Annotated in this window: 10 protein-coding genes; 4 read left to right on the plus strand and 6 right to left on the minus strand. The window is 64.0% G+C overall.

Going from position 1 to position 16927, the window contains the following annotated elements; genetic code table 11:
* Positions 1–15 precede the first annotated feature (15 nt).
* Positions 16–1767, minus strand: coding sequence for a putative Ig domain-containing protein (locus V3C33_13845; GenBank protein XAS66563.1), 1752 nt, complete (start codon positions 1765–1767; stop codon positions 16–18).
* 187 nt (positions 1768–1954) lie between these two features.
* On the opposite strand from V3C33_13845, the gene V3C33_13850 reads away from it, so the two are divergent.
* From V3C33_13850 to V3C33_13865, 4 genes are all read left to right on the plus strand, one after another.
* Complete coding sequence (locus V3C33_13850) at positions 1955–2422, plus strand: Fur family transcriptional regulator (protein XAS66564.1); 468 nt, start codon at positions 1955–1957, stop codon at positions 2420–2422.
* Between the two features lie 25 nt (positions 2423–2447).
* Positions 2448–3947 (plus strand): catalase, encoded by a 1500-nt coding sequence (locus V3C33_13855; GenBank protein XAS66565.1) that lies wholly within the window; start codon positions 2448–2450, stop codon positions 3945–3947.
* Between the two features lie 215 nt (positions 3948–4162).
* Positions 4163–6304, plus strand: a complete 2142-nt coding sequence (locus tag V3C33_13860; GenBank protein XAS66566.1) for an acyltransferase family protein — start codon at positions 4163–4165, stop codon at positions 6302–6304.
* A gap of 81 nt (positions 6305–6385) precedes the next feature.
* On the plus strand, positions 6386–7021 hold the full coding sequence (locus V3C33_13865; protein ID XAS66567.1) for a DUF2461 domain-containing protein: 636 nt from the start codon (positions 6386–6388) through the stop codon (positions 7019–7021).
* 80 nt (positions 7022–7101) lie between these two features.
* On the opposite strand, the gene V3C33_13870 is transcribed toward V3C33_13865, so the two are convergent.
* The 5 genes from V3C33_13870 to adhP all read right to left on the minus strand — a co-directional run bounded on the left by V3C33_13870 (position 7102) and on the right by adhP (position 16866).
* Entirely contained in the window at positions 7102–7707 is a 606-nt protein-coding gene (locus V3C33_13870; GenBank protein ID XAS66568.1) for a TetR/AcrR family transcriptional regulator, read from the minus strand.
* 25 nt (positions 7708–7732) lie between these two features.
* Positions 7733–9265, minus strand: a complete 1533-nt coding sequence (locus V3C33_13875) for an amino acid permease (GenBank protein XAS66569.1) — start codon at positions 9263–9265, stop codon at positions 7733–7735.
* A 341-nt stretch (positions 9266–9606) separates the two neighbouring features.
* The gene (locus tag V3C33_13880; protein ID XAS66570.1) at positions 9607–15078 is read right to left on the minus strand and encodes a peroxidase family protein; all 5472 of its coding nucleotides are present in this window, start codon (positions 15076–15078) and stop codon (positions 9607–9609) included.
* Positions 15079–15427: 349 nt separating this feature from the next.
* Positions 15428–15844 (minus strand): DUF779 domain-containing protein, encoded by a 417-nt coding sequence (locus tag V3C33_13885; GenBank protein ID XAS66571.1) that lies wholly within the window; start codon positions 15842–15844, stop codon positions 15428–15430.
* Positions 15844–16866: an alcohol dehydrogenase AdhP gene (adhP, locus tag V3C33_13890; protein ID XAS66572.1), complete on the minus strand. Its 1023-nt coding sequence runs from the start codon at positions 16864–16866 to the stop codon at positions 15844–15846. Before adhP ends, V3C33_13885 begins: the two co-directional genes overlap by 1 nt.
* Positions 16867–16927: the final 61 nt, after the last annotated feature.

The following is a 16927-nucleotide window of genomic DNA, read 5'->3' on the forward strand; positions in this document are numbered from 1 at the left end:
AATCAACCGAGCGGACTATTTCACCGTCACAGTCCTCGACGCCGACCCGCCCAGGCTGCTTTTCACAGTGATGTTTCCCGGGTTCGTGGCCACGTTGCTGAACGTTGCGTTGTAGCGCCCGCCGCCCTGATTGGCAAGCGTCCCTATCTGCACGTCCGTCGCTGTGTTGAACACCCGCAGGATGGCCGATGCATTGGTGCTGGTGGCCTCGACCGCCAGCGTTCGCTTGCCTGCGTTGTATTCGGCCCGCTGGATGGCAACGCTGTCGGCTGCCGGCGGCGGCGCCGGCGGGGCAACTGAGAGGAACACAAACCGGCTGTCGCCGCCCAGGGTCGCGGTGATCACCACGGTGAAGGACGACGTCACCGGCTGCGTCGTCACCGTGAACGTGGCGCTCGTCTGGCCCGCAGGGACTGTGACGGATGCCGGCACCGTTGCAACCGCGGGCTCGCTGTTCGTCAGGCCGATGGTTGTCCCTCCTGCCGGTGCGGCCAGCGTGATCGACAGGGTGCCTGTCGCGGGGCTGCCCCCGGTCACGTTCGTGGGGTTCACCGAGAATCCGGCGAGCGCCGGCGGGTTTGTTGTACCCGTGACGGTGAAGCTCCGCGCCGCCGAATACGAACCCGCACCGAAGCCGGCATTGACCGCCTGAACGTGCCAGAAGTAGGTGCCGTTCGCGAGGTTGTTCACGGTCGCCTGAGTCACATCACCCGGGGCGGTACCCACGGCAGCCGTGGTCGCAAAAGTCGACGACGAGCTGACTTGCCAGTTGTAGGCCGTGATGCCCACAGGGTCTGAAACCGCCGTCCACGAAATGGTAAACGGCGTGACGACGGAGGCACCGTCGGCCGGGCTGACCAAGGTCGGTGTTCCCGGCGGCGCCGGAGGCGGCGCTGGCGCGTTGATGGTGATGCTGAACGTCCCGGTTGCCGACTGAGTGGCGGAGTCATTGACCCTCAAGGTGAAGCTGAACGTCCCCGCTGTCGTGGGCGTGCCCTGAATGCGTCCCGGCGAAGCCTGCAATGTCAGGCCCGGCGGGAGCGTCCCGGCGGTCTGCGTCCAGGTGTATGGAGTGGTGCCGCCGTCGGCGAAGACCCCGATCGCATAGGCAGCGCCAACAGTGCCTGCCGGGAGCTGGCTCGGACTGGTGATGACAAGCAGCCGGGCCTGGTTGATCGTGATGGTGAACTGGCGGGTGGTGCTGTTGCCTGCCTGGTCGGTGGCACGGACCGTGAACGTCGAGACCTGCACCGTGGTGGGCCGGCCGGAGATGACCCCCGATGCCGACGCAAAGTCGCTGATCCCCAGCCCGGCGGGCAGGGCTCCTGCCGCGATCGACCAGCGGTAGGGCGTGCCGTTTCCGCCGGTCGCGGTGACGAAGTTGTTGTAGTCGGTTCCGACGTTGCCGTCCGGGAGCGGTCCGGCGCCGATGACAAAGGTGCTCGGCGGGGGCGGCTGGGTCACCGTGCACCCGGACAGCGTCGCCACCCGCGGCGTCGCGGAGCCGTCATTGACGTCGACAGTGCAATCGGCGGGCGGGGTGTAGGGGGTGCGTTCGATGCGGAACTGCCCGCCGGTGTCGCTCCTGCCCATGATCACGCCGTCGACGGTGATGTCCCGGCTCGCAATCGCGGTGCCCTCGATGCGCAGGTTGGAACCGCTGATTTCAGCCCGCGACACCGAGACTGCGGCGTAAGCAGGCCCAGCGACAATAAAAGTGGAGAACAAGACGAGAAGGAGCGCAGCGGCGATCGCGGACCGCCGCATAAATCCCTGGAAAATACTGGCCGAACATACTCTTAACATGGCATGCATTCCGCCCCGCCACCAGTCAGCCCGGTGGCCATAAAATCAGTCTAGGCAGGCGACCCAACCAGGGCAATACAAAATGCATTCCCCGGAAATTAGCCCGGCCTTATTGTGAAGTAGTCATAATAAGTGCTTCAATGGAGTCATGACGGAACATCATGACGGCCAGGACGCATGGGCTGCTGCTCTGCGCACCCACGGCCGCCGGGTGACCAAACAGCGGCTGGCGGTGCTGGCCGCCGTCGAACATCACCCTCATTCCCCCGCGGAAAGCATCCTTGCCGCTGCGCGTGAGGACCTTCCGGAGCTGACCGCCCAGTCCGTCTACGTGGTTCTTGGCGACCTGACCGATCTCGAAATGCTGCGCCGCTTTGAGCCCCCGCACTCCCCCGCACTGTACGAAACCAGGGTGGGCGATAACCATCACCACGCCATCTGCATCAGCTGCGGACGGGTTGAGGACGTTGACTGCGCGGTGGGCCACGCCCCCTGCCTGACCCCGCACTGGGATGAAAACTCCAAGCCGATGACCATCCAGATCGCCGATGTGATGTACCAGGGCATCTGCCAGGACTGTCAGCGGACCCAAAAACTTCCTTCTGAACGTAAATAACAAGTAATCAAGAAATAGGAGAAAGATGACTGCGAACATCTCTGCGCCCATCTCGACTACCCAGTCGGGCGCCCCCGTCACTTCCGACGCACACGCACAGTCCGTCGGTGCTGACGGTGCCATCATGCTGACCGACCACTACCTGGTGGAAAAGCTCGCCCAGTTCAACCGCGAGCGTGTGCCGGAGCGCGTGGTCCATGCCAAGGGCGGCGGCGCTTTCGGTACCTTCAAGACTTCCGAGGACGTCTCGAAGTACACCAAGGCAGCCCTTTTCCAGCCGGGCACCGAGACGGACATGCTCATCCGTTTCTCCTCGGTTGCCGGTGAGGCAGGCTCCCCCGACACGTGGCGCGATCCGCGCGGTTTCGCCGTCAAGTTCTACACCACCGAGGGCAACTACGACCTCGTGGGCAACAACACCCCTGTGTTCTTCATCCGGGACGGCATCAAGTTCCCGGACTTCATCCACTCGCAGAAGCGGCTCCCGGGCACCCACCTGCGCGACGCCGACATGCAGTGGGACTTCTGGACGCTGTCCCCCGAGTCCGCACACCAGGTCACCTGGCTCATGGGCGACCGCGGCCTGCCGGCCTCCTGGCGCGAGATGCAGGGCTACGGCTCACACACCTACCAGTGGATCAACGCCGAAGGCGAACGCTTCTGGGTCAAGTACCACTTCCGCTCCAACCAGGGCGTGAAGTCCATCAGCGGCGACCAGGCAGAAGAACTGGCCGGCTCCGACGCCGACTTCTACATCCGCGACCTCCAGGAAAACATCACGGCCGGCAACTTCCCGTCCTGGGAACTGCACGTGCAGGTCATGCCGTACGAGGACGCCAAGACGTACCGCTTCAACCCGTTCGACCTCACCAAGGTGTGGCCGCACGCCGACTACCCGCTGATCCACGTGGGCACCATGGAGCTGAACAAGAACCCGGAGAACTACTTCTCCCAGATCGAGCAGGCCACCTTTGCGCCGTCGAACTTCGTCCCGGGCATTGCAGCATCGCCGGACAAGATGCTGCAGGCCCGAATCTTCTCCTACGCCGACGCACACCGTTACCGCGTGGGCACCAACCACGCCCAGATCCCGGTGAACCAGCCCGTCAACCAGGTCAACAACTACAGCCAGGACGGCGCCGGGCGTTTCCACTTCAACGCCGCGTCCGTTCCGGTCTACGCACCGAACTCCTTCGGCGGCCCTGCTGCTGTCGAGCCGGCTGTTGCCGGCGGCGGCTGGGAGAACGACGGCGCGCTGACGCTCGCCGCGCACTCCCTGCACGTTGAGGACGGCGACTTCGGCCAGGCCGGCACCCTGTACCGCGAGGTGTACGACGACGGCGCCAAGGCCCGTCTGCTGGACACCATCACCGGTGCCGTGGGCGGCGTGAAGAACGCCGACATCAAGGAACGCGCCATCCAGTACTGGACCAACGTGGACGCGGATCTGGGTACCAAGCTGCGTGCCAACCTCGGCGTTGCACAGCTGGGCTCCGACGCAGAAGCAGCCAACAAGATCGGCTGATACCGCTCATCCTGTGGATGCCCCTCACCGGCATCCGAAACCCCGCCGCGGTCTGACCGCGGCGGGGTTTCCGGGCTGTGGGGATGTGGATTCAGGGAACGCGCCTGCGGGGTATTTGGGGCCGCACCTGCGGGTATTTCGGGCCGCACCTGCGGCCGTAAACCGAAGGTGCGGGCCGATCATGACAAAATCATGGCTGGAACAGTGAGGAAACCATGAGTATTGTCGACGAGGCGCCCCGCGACGCCGCGGAAACCGCCACAGCCACAGCGAGTAAGGCCAGGCCCGGCGCCGGGCCGCGTCAGCGAGGCTCTTTCCGAGCCGACATACAGTCCCTCCGCGCTCTGGCTGTTGTTCTCGTAGTGCTGAACCACCTCTGGCCCAGCCGCATAACGGGCGGATACGTGGGCGTCGACGTCTTTTTTGTGATCTCCGGGTTCCTCATTACCTCGCACCTGTTCAAAGAACTGACGGCCACAGGCAAAGTCCGTCTGGCGTCCTTCTATGCCAGGCGGATCCGCAGACTGCTGCCGGCCGCGTTCCTCGTCCTGGCCGTATCCCTGGCTGCCTCGATGATCTGGCTGCCGTTTTCGCGCTGGGTGGATACAGCCTGCGAGGTCCTTGCCAGCGCCCTCTACGCCGAGAACTGGGTATTGGCGGCGAAATCGGTTGACTACTCGGCTTCCACCGCGTCTGCCACGGTGGCCCAGCACTACTGGTCGTTGTCTGTGGAGGAGCAGTTCTATCTCGTATGGCCCGTTCTCCTGATGGTGCTGTTCGGTTTGGCCGCGAGGCGAGGAAAACCGATGGTGCGCGCGGTCTTTGCCGGCATTGCCGCCGTCACTGTCCTGGGGCTGATGGCGTCCGTCCTCACCACGGAGCTCTCGCCGAACCAGGCCTATTTCGTCACGCCGGTCCGGGCCTGGGAGTTCGGAGCCGGGGCCCTTGCTGCGCTGGCCGCGGGCAGGGTCCGGTTGCCGTCCCTTCCGGCGAAGGCCGCCGGCCTGGCCGGTTATTTGCTGATCGGATACTCGGCGCTGGCATTCAGCGAAGCCACTCCCTTTCCGGGCTGGCTGGCCGTTATCCCCGTGCTCGGCACCGTGATGGCCATCATTGCGGGAAGCGACAACCGCCGCCCCGCGCTCAACGGGCTGATCAGCTGGGCGCCGTTGCAGTACCTCGGCAACATTTCATACTCCCTGTACCTATGGCACTGGCCGATCATTGTGATTGCGCCGTTCGCACTGGGACGTCCGTTGGCCACGCTGGACAAGGGGCTCATCATCGTGGCTGCCGTCCTGCTGGCCGGCTTGACGAAGGTTCTCGTGGAGGACCGGGGCCAGTCCTCCAAGTTCCTCACCTCCTCGAATCTGCGGACTTTCGTGGCAATGTCCGCCGGCATGGCGCTGCTCGCGGGCCTCGTGGTTTTCCAGCTGCAGGCAACCGACCAGCACACTGCCACCGCGGAACGGGCAGCCGCGGCGGCAGCCCTGCAGCCATGCCACGGGCCACGGGCGCTCCTCCCTGGCTCCGACTGCGCGGACAGGTTTGGCCCGTCAGCCACGCCCGTGATGGCCAAACCCAACCAATACTGGAACCTGCCGCCGGAATGCGGACAGGCCCGCGACGAGCTGATGTCCCGCAGCACAAAGACGCACCTGCGCTGTGACTTCTCCGGAGGCCGTGACGGCGCGCCGGTTGTCTGGCTGGTGGGCGACTCCCACGGCCAGCAGTGGCAGGCAATGGTCTTTGCGGCCGCCAAGACGCGTCACTGGATCGTCAAGACCGCGCTCCTGGGCGGTTGCCCGGTAGCGGACATCAAGTTCAAGGGATATGACGGCAACAAGGACCCGGCCGTCGCAGAGGCCTGCATGGGCTGGGCCCATGAGGTAACCGACGCCGTCGCCGCCGACCGTCCCTCGGCCGTGTTCACCTCCATGTTCGCGCGGAAGCAGGCAGCCGATGACGGCTCGGGGAAACCCCGGAATGAACAATTCGCCACCGGCCTGAACGCTACGTGGAAACACTGGACCGATGCCGGCGCCAAGGTCTACGTGCTGGCCGACCCGCCGCTGAATCAGGCCGTCCGCCCACCTGACTGCACGACCCTGCACGCCGCAGCGCCTGCCGAATGCGCAGTTGACCGCAAAGCGGCACAGCCCGAGGACCCCCTGACCCTTGCGGCCCGGATATCAAGCAACGGCAATGTCCGGCTGCTGGACTTCACCGACTTCTTCTGTACGCCGGGCAAGTGCTACACGGTTGTAGGCGGTGTCAATGTCTACTACGACGCCAACCACCTGAACCGTGGATACAGCGAACTCCTGGCTCCGATCCTGCTGGACAGGATCAGTTGACGTCCGGCGGTTCGGCACTGTTTTCCACATAGGCGCCCGGGGCTGTGGCCTGAAGGGGTTGGGGGTCCCTAGGCTTGATTCATGACCACATTCCACGGCATCCCCGCCGCTGCCATCGGGTTTTATGCGCAGCTGGAGCTCAACAACAACCGTGACTGGTGGCTGGAGCACAAGACCGCCTACAACCAGTCGGTCAAGGAGCCGCTGGCTGCCCTCCTGGCCGAGCTGGAACCACGGTTCGGTCCGGGCAAGATCTTCCGGCCCAACCGGGACATCCGCTTTTCCCTGGACAAGTCACCCTACAAAACGGTCCAGGGAGCGTTCGCCTCCTACCAGGAGGGCGTCGGGTACTACCTTCAACTGGGTGCGGACGGCCTGCTGGTGGGCGGCGGCTACCACTCGCACTCCCCCGCGCAACTGGCCCGCTACCGGAACTCAGCGGATGCATCGGGGACCGGAGAATCCCTGCAGCAGATAGTGGACGCCATCATCGCAGCCGGGTTTGAGATTGAGGGCGAAAGGCTGAAGACCGTGCCGCATGGCTTTCCCCGGGAACATCCGAGGGCGGAGTTGCTGAAGCACAAGTCACTGTCCGCCAGCGTCACCCTGGGCCAGCCGGACTGGCTGTCCACGGCGTCGGCCGGCCGGGAGATCGCCCGGCTCTGGGAGCAGCTGCGTCCGCTGGTGGACTGGGTGGGACGGCATGCAGCCCCCTGAGCGGGCGCCCTGTGTTGGTGTTGCTCGGGAGCTGGCTGGTTGTCACGTGCGACCGCCTGTTCAGCAGGGCTGGGCGCGTGTCAGGTGTGCTGGCCCTCGGTGGCCAGCCTGTGGTCCAGGTTGCCGAAGAATACTGTCAGCATCAGCTCGAACGCCTTCGTGGCCGCCTCAGCCTGGTTCATCACCACAAAGTCGAACTGCAGCCCGTAGAACGTGGACGTAAACAGCCGGGCGTCGGTGTCCGCGAACTCTTCACGGATACCCTGTTCCACCAGCCAGTCCCTGGCTTTTTCGTGCAGCATCCGGAAGTGCTCCTGGGATGTACCGCGGGGTTCAGCGGCAACGATGTCCTGGGCAGTGGCTTCAAACTCGAGCCTCGCCAGGTGGCGGTTTCGCTGGGCCATGGTCCATTGCCATGACTCCAGCAGGAAGGACTTCCAGGCATCGCGGCTGATGTCCCGGATGTCAGTGCCCCGCATGCTGTCCAGCCGGGACTCAATGGAACGGATGATCTCGTTCACGAGCTGTTCCCTGTTGCCGAAGTGGTACACCAGGACATAGCTGCTGATGCCCAGCCCGTCAGCCAGGGTCCGGAACGTCAGCCCGGCCAGCGTCCTGTCCATAAGATAGTCCAGAATCGCGGACAGCAGTTCTGCCTTGCGTTCCGGTTTTGCTGGGCGGGCCATGCTTACATCTTATTCGGCCGGAACGTCAGACTTTTGCCAGGTCATCCTCGTCGGCACTAGTTCCGTTGACGGCCGCCCTGGCCTCGGCGAACTTCTCGTTCAGCCGGGAGTGACGCTGGCCGTACGCGAAGTAAATGACCAGACCGATCGCCATCCATATGCCGAAGAAGATCCATGTCTCCACGGTGAGGTTGGTCATGAGGTACAGGCACAGAACGGCGGAAACCACGGGCAGTACCTTGCCGAACGGCACGCGGAAGGCGGGCTTCAGATCGGGTCGTTTTCTGCGGAGCACCAGTATGCCCAGGCTCACCATCACAAAGGCGGACAGTGTCCCGATGTTGATCATTTCCTCGAGCAGGTCCACCTCGGTCAGACCGGCCACGAGTGCAACGGCGGCGCCACAGATGATCTGGAGGCGCACCGGCGTCGAGCGTTTGGCGCTGGTCTTGGACAGCGAGCGAGGCAGCAGTCCGTCGCGGCTCATGGCGAGCACCACGCGGGACAGGCCCATCAGCAGCACCATGATCACCGTGGTGAGGCCAATCAGCGAACCAAAGGCGATGATCTTTGCGGCGTCGGTGTTCCCCACGGCTTCGAAGGCCGTGGTCAGCGTGGGATTGTCCGCCTTGGCCAGCTCGGTGTAGGGCACCATGCCGGTCAGTGCCAGGGACACCAGGATGTACAGGACCGTCACCAGGGCGAGGCCGCCGAAGATACCGCGCGGCAGGGTTTTCTGCGGGTTCTTGACCTCTTCCGCCGAGGTGGCAACAACATCGAATCCGATAAAGGCGAAGAAGACCACTGCGGCGCCGGCGAAGACGCCCAGGGTGCCGTAGTGGGCCGGTGCAGCTCCCGTCAGGAAACCGAAGAAGGACTGCTTCAGCACGTCTGCTGCCGCGGTCCCGCCGGTGGGCTCCGAGGCCGGCACGAACGGGGTGTAGTTCTCAAACTTGACGTAGGCAAACCCGGCGATGATCACGAACACCACCACGGCGATCTTCACCATGGTGAAGATGTTTCCGACGCGCGCGGACAGTTTTGTCCCGAGCACCAGCAGCACCGTGAAGATGGCGACAATCAGGAAAGCGCCCCAGTAGAGGTCAACGCCGCCCAGCGCGATGGCAGGGGGAATATCCATGCCCGTCAGCGCGAACACCTTGCTGAGGTAGATCCCCCAGTACTTGGCGATCACGGCGGCTGCGGTGAACAGTTCCAGAATCAGGTTCCAGCCGATGATCCAGGCCAGGACTTCGCCCATGGTGGCGTAAGTGAAGACGTAGGCCGAGCCCGCAACAGGGATGGCCGTGGCGAATTCGGCGTAGCACATGATGGCCAGTGCGCAGGTGACCGCGGCAACAGCGAAGGAAGCCGTCACGGCCGGCCCGGCGAAGTTCGCGGCGGCCTTTGCGCCTACCGAAAAGATACCGGCGCCGACGGCAACGGCGACGCCCATGATCATCAGGTCCCAGGTGCTCAGGGACCGCTTGAGTTTGCGTCCGGGTTCATCGGCGTCGGCCATTGACTGCTCGATTGATTTGGTCCGGAGAAGGTTCATAAGAAGTTCCACAATCCTGATTGCGTGTTGGAAACAGACTTATCAACCGTAATGTCCAGCCAGCGGGCGGTCATAGTTGTCCCGAATAGTGAGACGGTCACACGCAAAAACCACGTCCGGCTCCCCCAGCGCTGCGGCTGCGCTGTGGGGGCCGGACGTGGAGCCTGGATTGCTGCGGCCGTGCTGTTATCAGGCGGCAACGGCAACACGGTTGCGATAGTAAGGGGTGTGACATCATGCCCCTGGCGCCCGGACTGATGTCACACCCCTCACTTTGTCAATTGCTAATTAGTGAAGTCCGGCTGGCGGCCCCGGATAGAGCCGCCAGCCGTCCTACTGGCCTACACCGCCCCCGTAGTGAACGTCCAGGAACGGAACGCTATCCGGTTGCCTGCCAGGTCACTGACCGAGGAGACGGCCATGGTGTACGTGCGGTTGGCAAGCAGCGTCGACGACGGATTCAGTGTGGCAGTGTTTGTCGCACTGTTGTACGTAACCGTTGCCGGGACCACTGTGGTGCCGAGCCGCAGGACCACCGTTCCGGCGGTGACATTCGTGACCGGTTCACTGAACCGAACCGTCACGTTTGCCGTCCGGCTGGTGTTCGTGGCACCCAACCCCGGGGTGACTGCGACGATGGTCGGAGCCGGTCCGGTAGTGAACTGCCACGACGTGGACGCGATGGTGTTCCCGGCCGTGTCACGGATCGACGAGAGTGCCAGCGTGTACGTCCGGTCGGCGGTGAGCGTGCTGGTCGGATCCAGCGTCGCGGTCCGCGTCGCATTGTTGTACGTCACCGTTGCAGGAATCACCGTGGCGCCGAGCCGCAGGACGAACGTTGTGCTACTGACATTCGTCACCGGTTCGCTGAACGTCACCGTGAGGTTGCCCGTCTGGCTGACCGACGTAGCACCCGCGGCCGGGGTCCTCGCCGTCACAGTCGGGGCAACGAACTCCGTGCGCGGAGTCACTGCCACTGAGGGGGCCGAATTCACACTCGTGCCAACCGAGTTGACGGCATTGACAATGAAGGTGTAACTCGTTCCGTTGATCAGCGTGCCCATTACCGCGCTGGTCACATTGCCGACGGCCGTTGTGCGGACCGGCGTGGTGCTAGCACCGACGAAGGTCCGGATCCGGTATCCCGTGATGGGTGCTGCGTTGGCAACCGGCAGTGGCGCAAGCCAGTTGACGGTGACCTGGGCGTTACCCGCGACGGAGGTGCCGATTCGGGGAGCCCCCGGAACCACTGGAGCCACAGGAGTCACGGTGTTTGAGAAAGCGGAGAAAGCGCTCGTCCCGATGGCGTTGGATGCCGACACCTGGAACCGCACAGGGGTGCCGTTGGCCAGCCCGGTGACGACCAGGCTGGTAGCGCCTGCTGGAGCACTCCGGAGAGCGCCCAGCTGGGTACCGGCTGCGTTGACCACACGAACCGAGAAGCCCGTGGCGAGACCACCCGCCGCAGGAGTGAAGTTCACCGTAGCCTGGCCGTTGCCGGCCGTTGCCGCGCCGATGATCGGAGCAGCTGGAGCGACCGTATCGGAGAACACCAGGCGTTCGACGTTCCTCAGGGTGTCGGTGCCGTCGGCGCCTCCGCCGTTGTGGACCACAGTGGTCACGGATCCCGGCGAGCCCAGAGCGGCGCCAAGCGGGACCGTGGTGACGGTGTAGTTGGCCTGGATGTCGGAGAACACTGCGGAGTCGGTTCCACCAGAGCCTGTCAGGATCTCGCGGACCGCGACAATGTTGCCGGGGTTCACGGTTCCCGCGAAGACAGCCTCCTGAAGCGTCGGGCCCGTGAGGGCGCCGGCTGCATCGCGCAGGTACTGGCTGGTCATGGCGCTCTGCCCTGGCCCTTCAATACCGGCGCTGCCGATCTGTGTCGCCGGGTTGTTCGGGTCAGTGCGAACACTGAGCCGGACGCTGAGGTATGCGTCGCCGTCGATGATGTCGTCGCCTCCACGTCCTTCGATCAGGTCGCTGCCGGCACCGCCGAGGAGGATGTTTCCATCGCCCCAGACGTTCGTACCGGGAGTCAGCAGCGGGCAGTCCTTCGATGCCGACGCCGCAATGACCGAATCCGCCGGAGTGTTCAGCGCCGGCACCAGTGCGTCAAGACCGGCAATGCGGTCAAGACCTGCTTGATCCAAAACGTCGCACCCGATGAACCCTGCGCCGCCGCGCGCTGACGGCACAATGCTGTCACCGCGGAGGGTGTCGTTGAGGTTTCCGCCGGAGAGCGCCTCGACCTCGTTGAACCTGTCACGTACGCCCACCTGAAGTATGCCGAGGGGCGCGATGGGCAGGGCCAGATCGGCATCCTGCGGTTGCGGGTCACTTTGGCCGATTTCCCAGTCATAACCCGATGCACCGGCGACCTTCTCGACGCCCGGACCGGCGACACCGATGTCGTCGCCACCTTCCATGTCGTAGTCATCGTCACCTCCCTGGCCGATCAGGATGTCATGCCCTGGCTTCTGCGAATCATCAAGGAAGAACAGGTTGCTGGAGTCACCGATCAGAAGGTCGGGACTGTCGCCGCCCTCTTCCCAGTCATTCCCGCTGTCACCGAAGACTGCGTCCTCGCCCTGACCTGCGATGGCAAAGTCATCGCCCGCCCCGGCAAAGGTCTCGTTGATGTTTGCCCCGCCGTTGGTGAAGTCATTGCCGTCGCCGCCCATAATGATGTCCAGGCCCGGGCCGGCGTCGATCGCGTCGTTACCGGGTCCGCCCTTGGGCACGTCGTCACCGGCGAAGTCGGTGATGATGTCGTTTCCTTCACCGCCAAGTGCGATGTCGGCGCCGCCACCGCCCTCGATGATGTCGTTGCCGAGGCCGCCCCAGAAGGTGTCATTGTCGTTGCCGCCAGAAACTCGGTCCACGCCGGCAGTGCCGTTGTAGACGCTCTGGCCGTTGATCCCGGCAGGGTTAACGCTATTGACGGCCTTGTACTTGATGGTGCCGTCAGGCATGCGGATCAGCAGAGCCGTCTCATTGCACTCTGATGCCGGATCGTCCGCAACAGTATTGCCGGACGCCGTGAAGCCGGCAGCGGTACCTGCCAGGTTCTTTAGCTCGAACTTGCAGTCCGCCGTGGCGAACGCGTCGGCCTTCAGGCTGTGGGCGTTCGTGTTGCGCATCATCAGTTCGGCGAAGGAGTTTCCTTCGAGCTGTGCCCTCAGGTTCATCCCGGGGGTGCGCGCGAGGTAGTACAGCCGGTCACCCTGTTGCAGATCTGTCAGCTGCTTCTCGAACACGTAGTTGAAGGTGCTGCCGAGCAGGCCGCCGAACAGGTTGGTCTTTTCGGCAAGACCACCGACCCAGAGGTCGATGTTGTCGAGTCCCGTGATCGATGCGGTTCCGTTGTTCGCCCAGGCGTCCGTGCTGTTCATGAACGCCGCGGCGTCGGCAGGAGCCACGTCACCTGCGAGGGCATCGGGGCTGACGATCTTCCGTGCAGCAGTCCGCTTTCCCGCCAGCGTCGTTTCGCCGGTGATGGACGGGTGCTTGCCGTAGGCCGCCACAAAGTTGATCAGCGACTCCGGGTGCTTGAGGTTTTCGCCGTAGTCGATCCAGTTGATGTAGGGCTTCAGCTGGCCGTCGTTCGTCGAGTTGAACAGCTCACGGCGGAGGACGTTCAACGTCGGGATGCCTTCGGACCGGGCACGCGTCATGTTAATGGTCGGCAAGTCCAGCGGAAGGCCGAGCAGGTTGTTACGCAGCGTGTCGGTGACAAACTCGTCGAGCTCGTTAGCGACCTGGTCCGACATGCCCATGATGACGCTGCCTGCGGCCTGTTTCGAGGTCAGGACACCAGCTGGGCCGCCATCCGTGTAAGCCGGCGGGTTGAGGAATCCATGGAGCAGGGAGATGTCGTTTTCGGTTCCCCTCACGTCGTCGGCAGTACCGAACACGGCGTCAGGACCGGGCAGATCCTCGTTCCGGCGGGAGATCGTCTCCGTCAGCATGGAGTGACCAAAGCGGTACACGGCATGGGCGAATTCGGCCTTGATCGCCGGGTTGAGTTCCGTCTGGGTGAAAGCAAACACCGCGAACGGGTTGATCGCGGGCTGAATCTTGCGCGCGAACTCCTCGAAGACCAGGTGCTGGTACTCCATCTCTGTGATGAAGCGTGCTGCCTGGAACAACCGTTCGCCGTTCCAGCCACTTGCGCCGGCAGCCGACTTCCATTCGGCGAGAGCTGCATTACCGCTTGCTGAGGTGTCGGTGGTGAGCACTTTCTTAATGTCGCCGATCAGGCGGTCATGCTCGGAGTGGAAGATCTGGTGAATGGTGGTCAGCCCAATGTTCTCATTGACCCGGCCGTCACCGGCGATGAAGTGCGCGTTCAGCATCTCGTCGTCGTAGGTGCCCGCCGGCTGGCTCGCGAAGTCAGCCGAAGCCGTGGTATCCGCGTCCGGGACGGGGGCAACCGGCGGGGTGGCCGGGTTGTGGTCCGTGTCCTGCGGTGACGGATCAGCGTTGTTTGCAATGTCGGTGAGGAACGGGGTGTTGAAGTACCGCACGTTCGACGGCACCAAGGTTCCCCGCCCGCCATTGGCGGCACGGTTTGCCTCCACGAGGCCAGTAGCCGTCACGAACTGCGGAAGACCCCGGGCGGGGCCGGGAATGAACTTGCCGTACGCGTCGGCGGCCATCATCGGGATCTTCGTTACATCCCGGTCAACAAGCTGGATTCCGAGAAGAGTCCTCGCCTGGGCCTTTGTCGTGGTCCAGGTGGCCATGCCACCGGCTGTTGGGCCGGCCGGTCCGCCAAGGAGCTCGCCGGTGGATACCGGCCGGCCAGCGGTGTTATTCACGTACTTACGCACAAATACCTGGTGCGAGGGGTGCGAGGTGTAGGTCTGGCTCTGGTCGACCCAGGGCGAGTCCGTGTTGGTCGCATCCTGCACGTCGTCCGCGTTGCCGAGGATGCCGTCCGGACCGGGCTGGTTCTGGCCGCGGGTCAGCACCATGAAGCGCAGGTTCGGATTGAGGTCGTCGGCGGTGCCGAGGATATGGTCCGGACCTGGAATGAGCGGGTCGTCGGCCTTCAGCGGAACGTAGACGGTTCCGCCGCCCTTGACGGTCTGGTCCACACCGTGGTCAAAGAACTGGCCGAACAGCGTGAACAGGGAATTGTACGGTGGCGACAGCCCGACGTCGGTGGTGACGTTGGGAATGAACAACGTGTTGTGTGACGGCACGCAGCCTGCGGGGATTCCGGCGGCCGTGGGCGTCGGGTCCGTAGTACACGGGACGACACCCTGGTTGCCCTGGGTTCTGACCGGGAAGCCAGCCGCCGCGATGGCTGCCGGGTTTGTGGAGGTCTGGTCGACGATCAGATTGCTGATCACGCGCGGCTGGGAATCGAACACGCTTCCGGACTTCTGCGCATAGCTGGTCGCCGTGGGCGGACCGCCGAACGATCCCGACTCAGCGGGCCGGAAGGACTTGGATCCCAGACGCGGGAATGTCTGGTCCGCGGAACCAAAGGTTTCCTGGCCTGCTTGGAGGTTGTTGCAGCTGCCGTCCACCGTCCGCAGACCGAACGAAAGCAGCGGGCTGGCAAGCTGGTTGGGGCCGTTGCCAACGAGCGCACCACACGGGCCCGTCGCCGAGGTGGTGTTGGCCACATGGGCTTCGGCGATCTTGATCTGCTTCAGGATGAAGGACAGATCAGAGGGGGTGACTGTAAACCCTTGACCGACGGGAGCCGCCACTGCATTGGCTGCCACCACGGGCAGCCCCATGGCAATCGGCAGCATCAGGGTGGTTGCCGCTGCCATCAGACGGAAGGGGACGGGCATCTTGCCGCGTCTCCGTCGCTGACTGCGATTCGGTGGTGGGTTGCTGTGGGCGGCAGACCGGTATTGCTCTGCCGCACCGTCGGACTTCCAGGCTAAGAGTTTCATGGCACGCCTGCCGCTAGGAGGGATGGAACAGTGCCATGGTGTTCCGCCCCACCCATAAAAACCTTGGTGGTTTTGAATGCCTCGAAGTGGTGTCCCACCCATATGGGCCACCCATATGGGGGGCCCCGCACCCGGAACAGCCAAGAACGCCCGGGCGAAACCGCTGTTCGCGGCTTCGCCCGGGCGTCAGGAGAGCAAGAGGATGGGGGGTGGGTGGGAGTCAGCTGTGACCGTCAGTGAGGGCTCATACGGGCCAGTTCATCAGCGTGGAGCGGATCAGAAAGCGTTTGCCTTCCGGCGCCTCCACCGAGAAGCCGCTCCCCCGGCCAGGCACCACATCAACGGTGAGGTGGGTATGGCTCCAGTAGTTGAACTGCTCCCGGGACATCCAAAACTCCAGCGGCTGGGCTCCCCCGGAAGAACCGCCGTCGGAAATCTCAAATGATCCGAGCAAGACATCCGCGTCGCCGGTGATGAACTCCCCGGCCGGGTAGCACATGGGCGAGGAGCCGTCGCAGCAGCCGCCGGACTGGTGGAACATCAGCGGTCCGTGCTGGAGCCACAGCTTCCTGAGCAATTCCACCGTCTCGGCGGTGAGCGCCACCCGGGAGAACTCCTCCCCGGGCAGCGTCACTGCGGCGTCGAGCCTGGTTTGGGACATTAGAACCTGAGCACCACGCGGCCATCGATCTTGGCGTGCTTCATCTCGTCAAGAACCGCGTTGACCTCGGAAAGTTCCCGAGTGGATACAGTGGGGTGGATCTTGCCCTGAGCGTAGAAATCCAGGGCTTCCTCGAGGTCCTGCCGTGTGCCCACGATCGAACCGCGGACAGTCAACCCCTTGAGGACGATCTCGAAAATCGGAGCAGGGAAGTCACCCGGCGGCAGGCCGTTGAACACGATGGTTCCACCGCGCCGGGCCATGCCGATCGCCTGGCCGAAGGCGGACGGGTGGACAGCGGTGACGAGCACGCCGTGGCAGCCGCCCGTTTCACGCTGGATGACTTCCACTGGGTCCTCGTGCAGTGCATTGACCGTCAGTTCGGCGCCATGCTTCTTGGCAAGAGCCAGCTTGTCATCAGCGATGTCCACGGCAGCGACCCGGAGCCCCATGGCCACGGCGTACTGCACGGCGATGTGCCCCAGCCCGCCGATGCCGGAGATGGTGACCCACTGGCCGGGCTTGGCCTCGGTCATTTTCAGGCCCTTGTAGACGGTGACGCCGGCGCAAAGCACCGGTGCCACTTCAACGGGGTCCGAGCCGGCAGGGATGCGGGCGGCGAAGCGGGTGTCCACCAGCATGTACTCTCCGAAGGAACCGTCCACGCTGTAGCCGGCGTTTTGCTGGGCTTCGCAGAGGGTTTCCCAGCCGGTGCGGCAGTACTGGCAGTCGCCGCAGGCGGACCAGAGCCAGGCGTTGCCTACGAGGTCACCTACGGCGAGGTCCGTGACCCCCTCTCCGAGGGCAACCACTTCGCCTACGCCTTCGTGGCCGGGTACGAACGGCGGTGTCGGCTTGACCGGCCAGTCGCCTTCTGCGGCGTGGAGATCTGTGTGGCAGACGCCTGTGGTGAGTACTTTCACCAGCGCCTCCCCGCGGCCAGGCGTGGGGATGGGGAGCGTCTGGATCTGAAGATCCTTGCCGAATTCAGTTACTACGGCTGCTTGCATTGTCGTCATCATTGGCGAAATCCTTGCGTCGTTGGAGCTTGGGTGTTGTTGTGGCAGGTGCAGGAAGTGCGGC

It is taken from the genome of Micrococcaceae bacterium Sec5.7 (assembly GCA_039636785.1).
GTDB lineage: Bacteria > Actinomycetota > Actinomycetes > Actinomycetales > Micrococcaceae > Arthrobacter.

Coding starts and splice junctions, on each gene's coding strand:
- V3C33_13845 (XAS66563.1), bottom strand. CDS start 1,767: ATGCGGCGGTCCGCGATCGCCGCTGCGCTCCTTCTCGTCTTGTTCTCC.
- V3C33_13870 (XAS66568.1), bottom strand. CDS start 7,707: ATGGCCCGCCCAGCAAAACCGGAACGCAAGGCAGAACTGCTGTCCGCG.
- V3C33_13885 (XAS66571.1), bottom strand. CDS start 15,844: ATGTCCCAAACCAGGCTCGACGCCGCAGTGACGCTGCCCGGGGAGGAG.
- V3C33_13860 (XAS66566.1), top strand. CDS start 4,163: ATGAGTATTGTCGACGAGGCGCCCCGCGACGCCGCGGAAACCGCCACA.
- V3C33_13855 (XAS66565.1), top strand. CDS start 2,448: ATGACTGCGAACATCTCTGCGCCCATCTCGACTACCCAGTCGGGCGCC.
- V3C33_13875 (XAS66569.1), bottom strand. CDS start 9,265: ATGAACCTTCTCCGGACCAAATCAATCGAGCAGTCAATGGCCGACGCC.
- V3C33_13850 (XAS66564.1), top strand. CDS start 1,955: ATGACGGAACATCATGACGGCCAGGACGCATGGGCTGCTGCTCTGCGC.
- adhP (XAS66572.1), bottom strand. CDS start 16,866: ATGATGACGACAATGCAAGCAGCCGTAGTAACTGAATTCGGCAAGGAT.
- V3C33_13880 (XAS66570.1), bottom strand. CDS start 15,078: ATGCCCGTCCCCTTCCGTCTGATGGCAGCGGCAACCACCCTGATGCTG.
- V3C33_13865 (XAS66567.1), top strand. CDS start 6,386: ATGACCACATTCCACGGCATCCCCGCCGCTGCCATCGGGTTTTATGCG.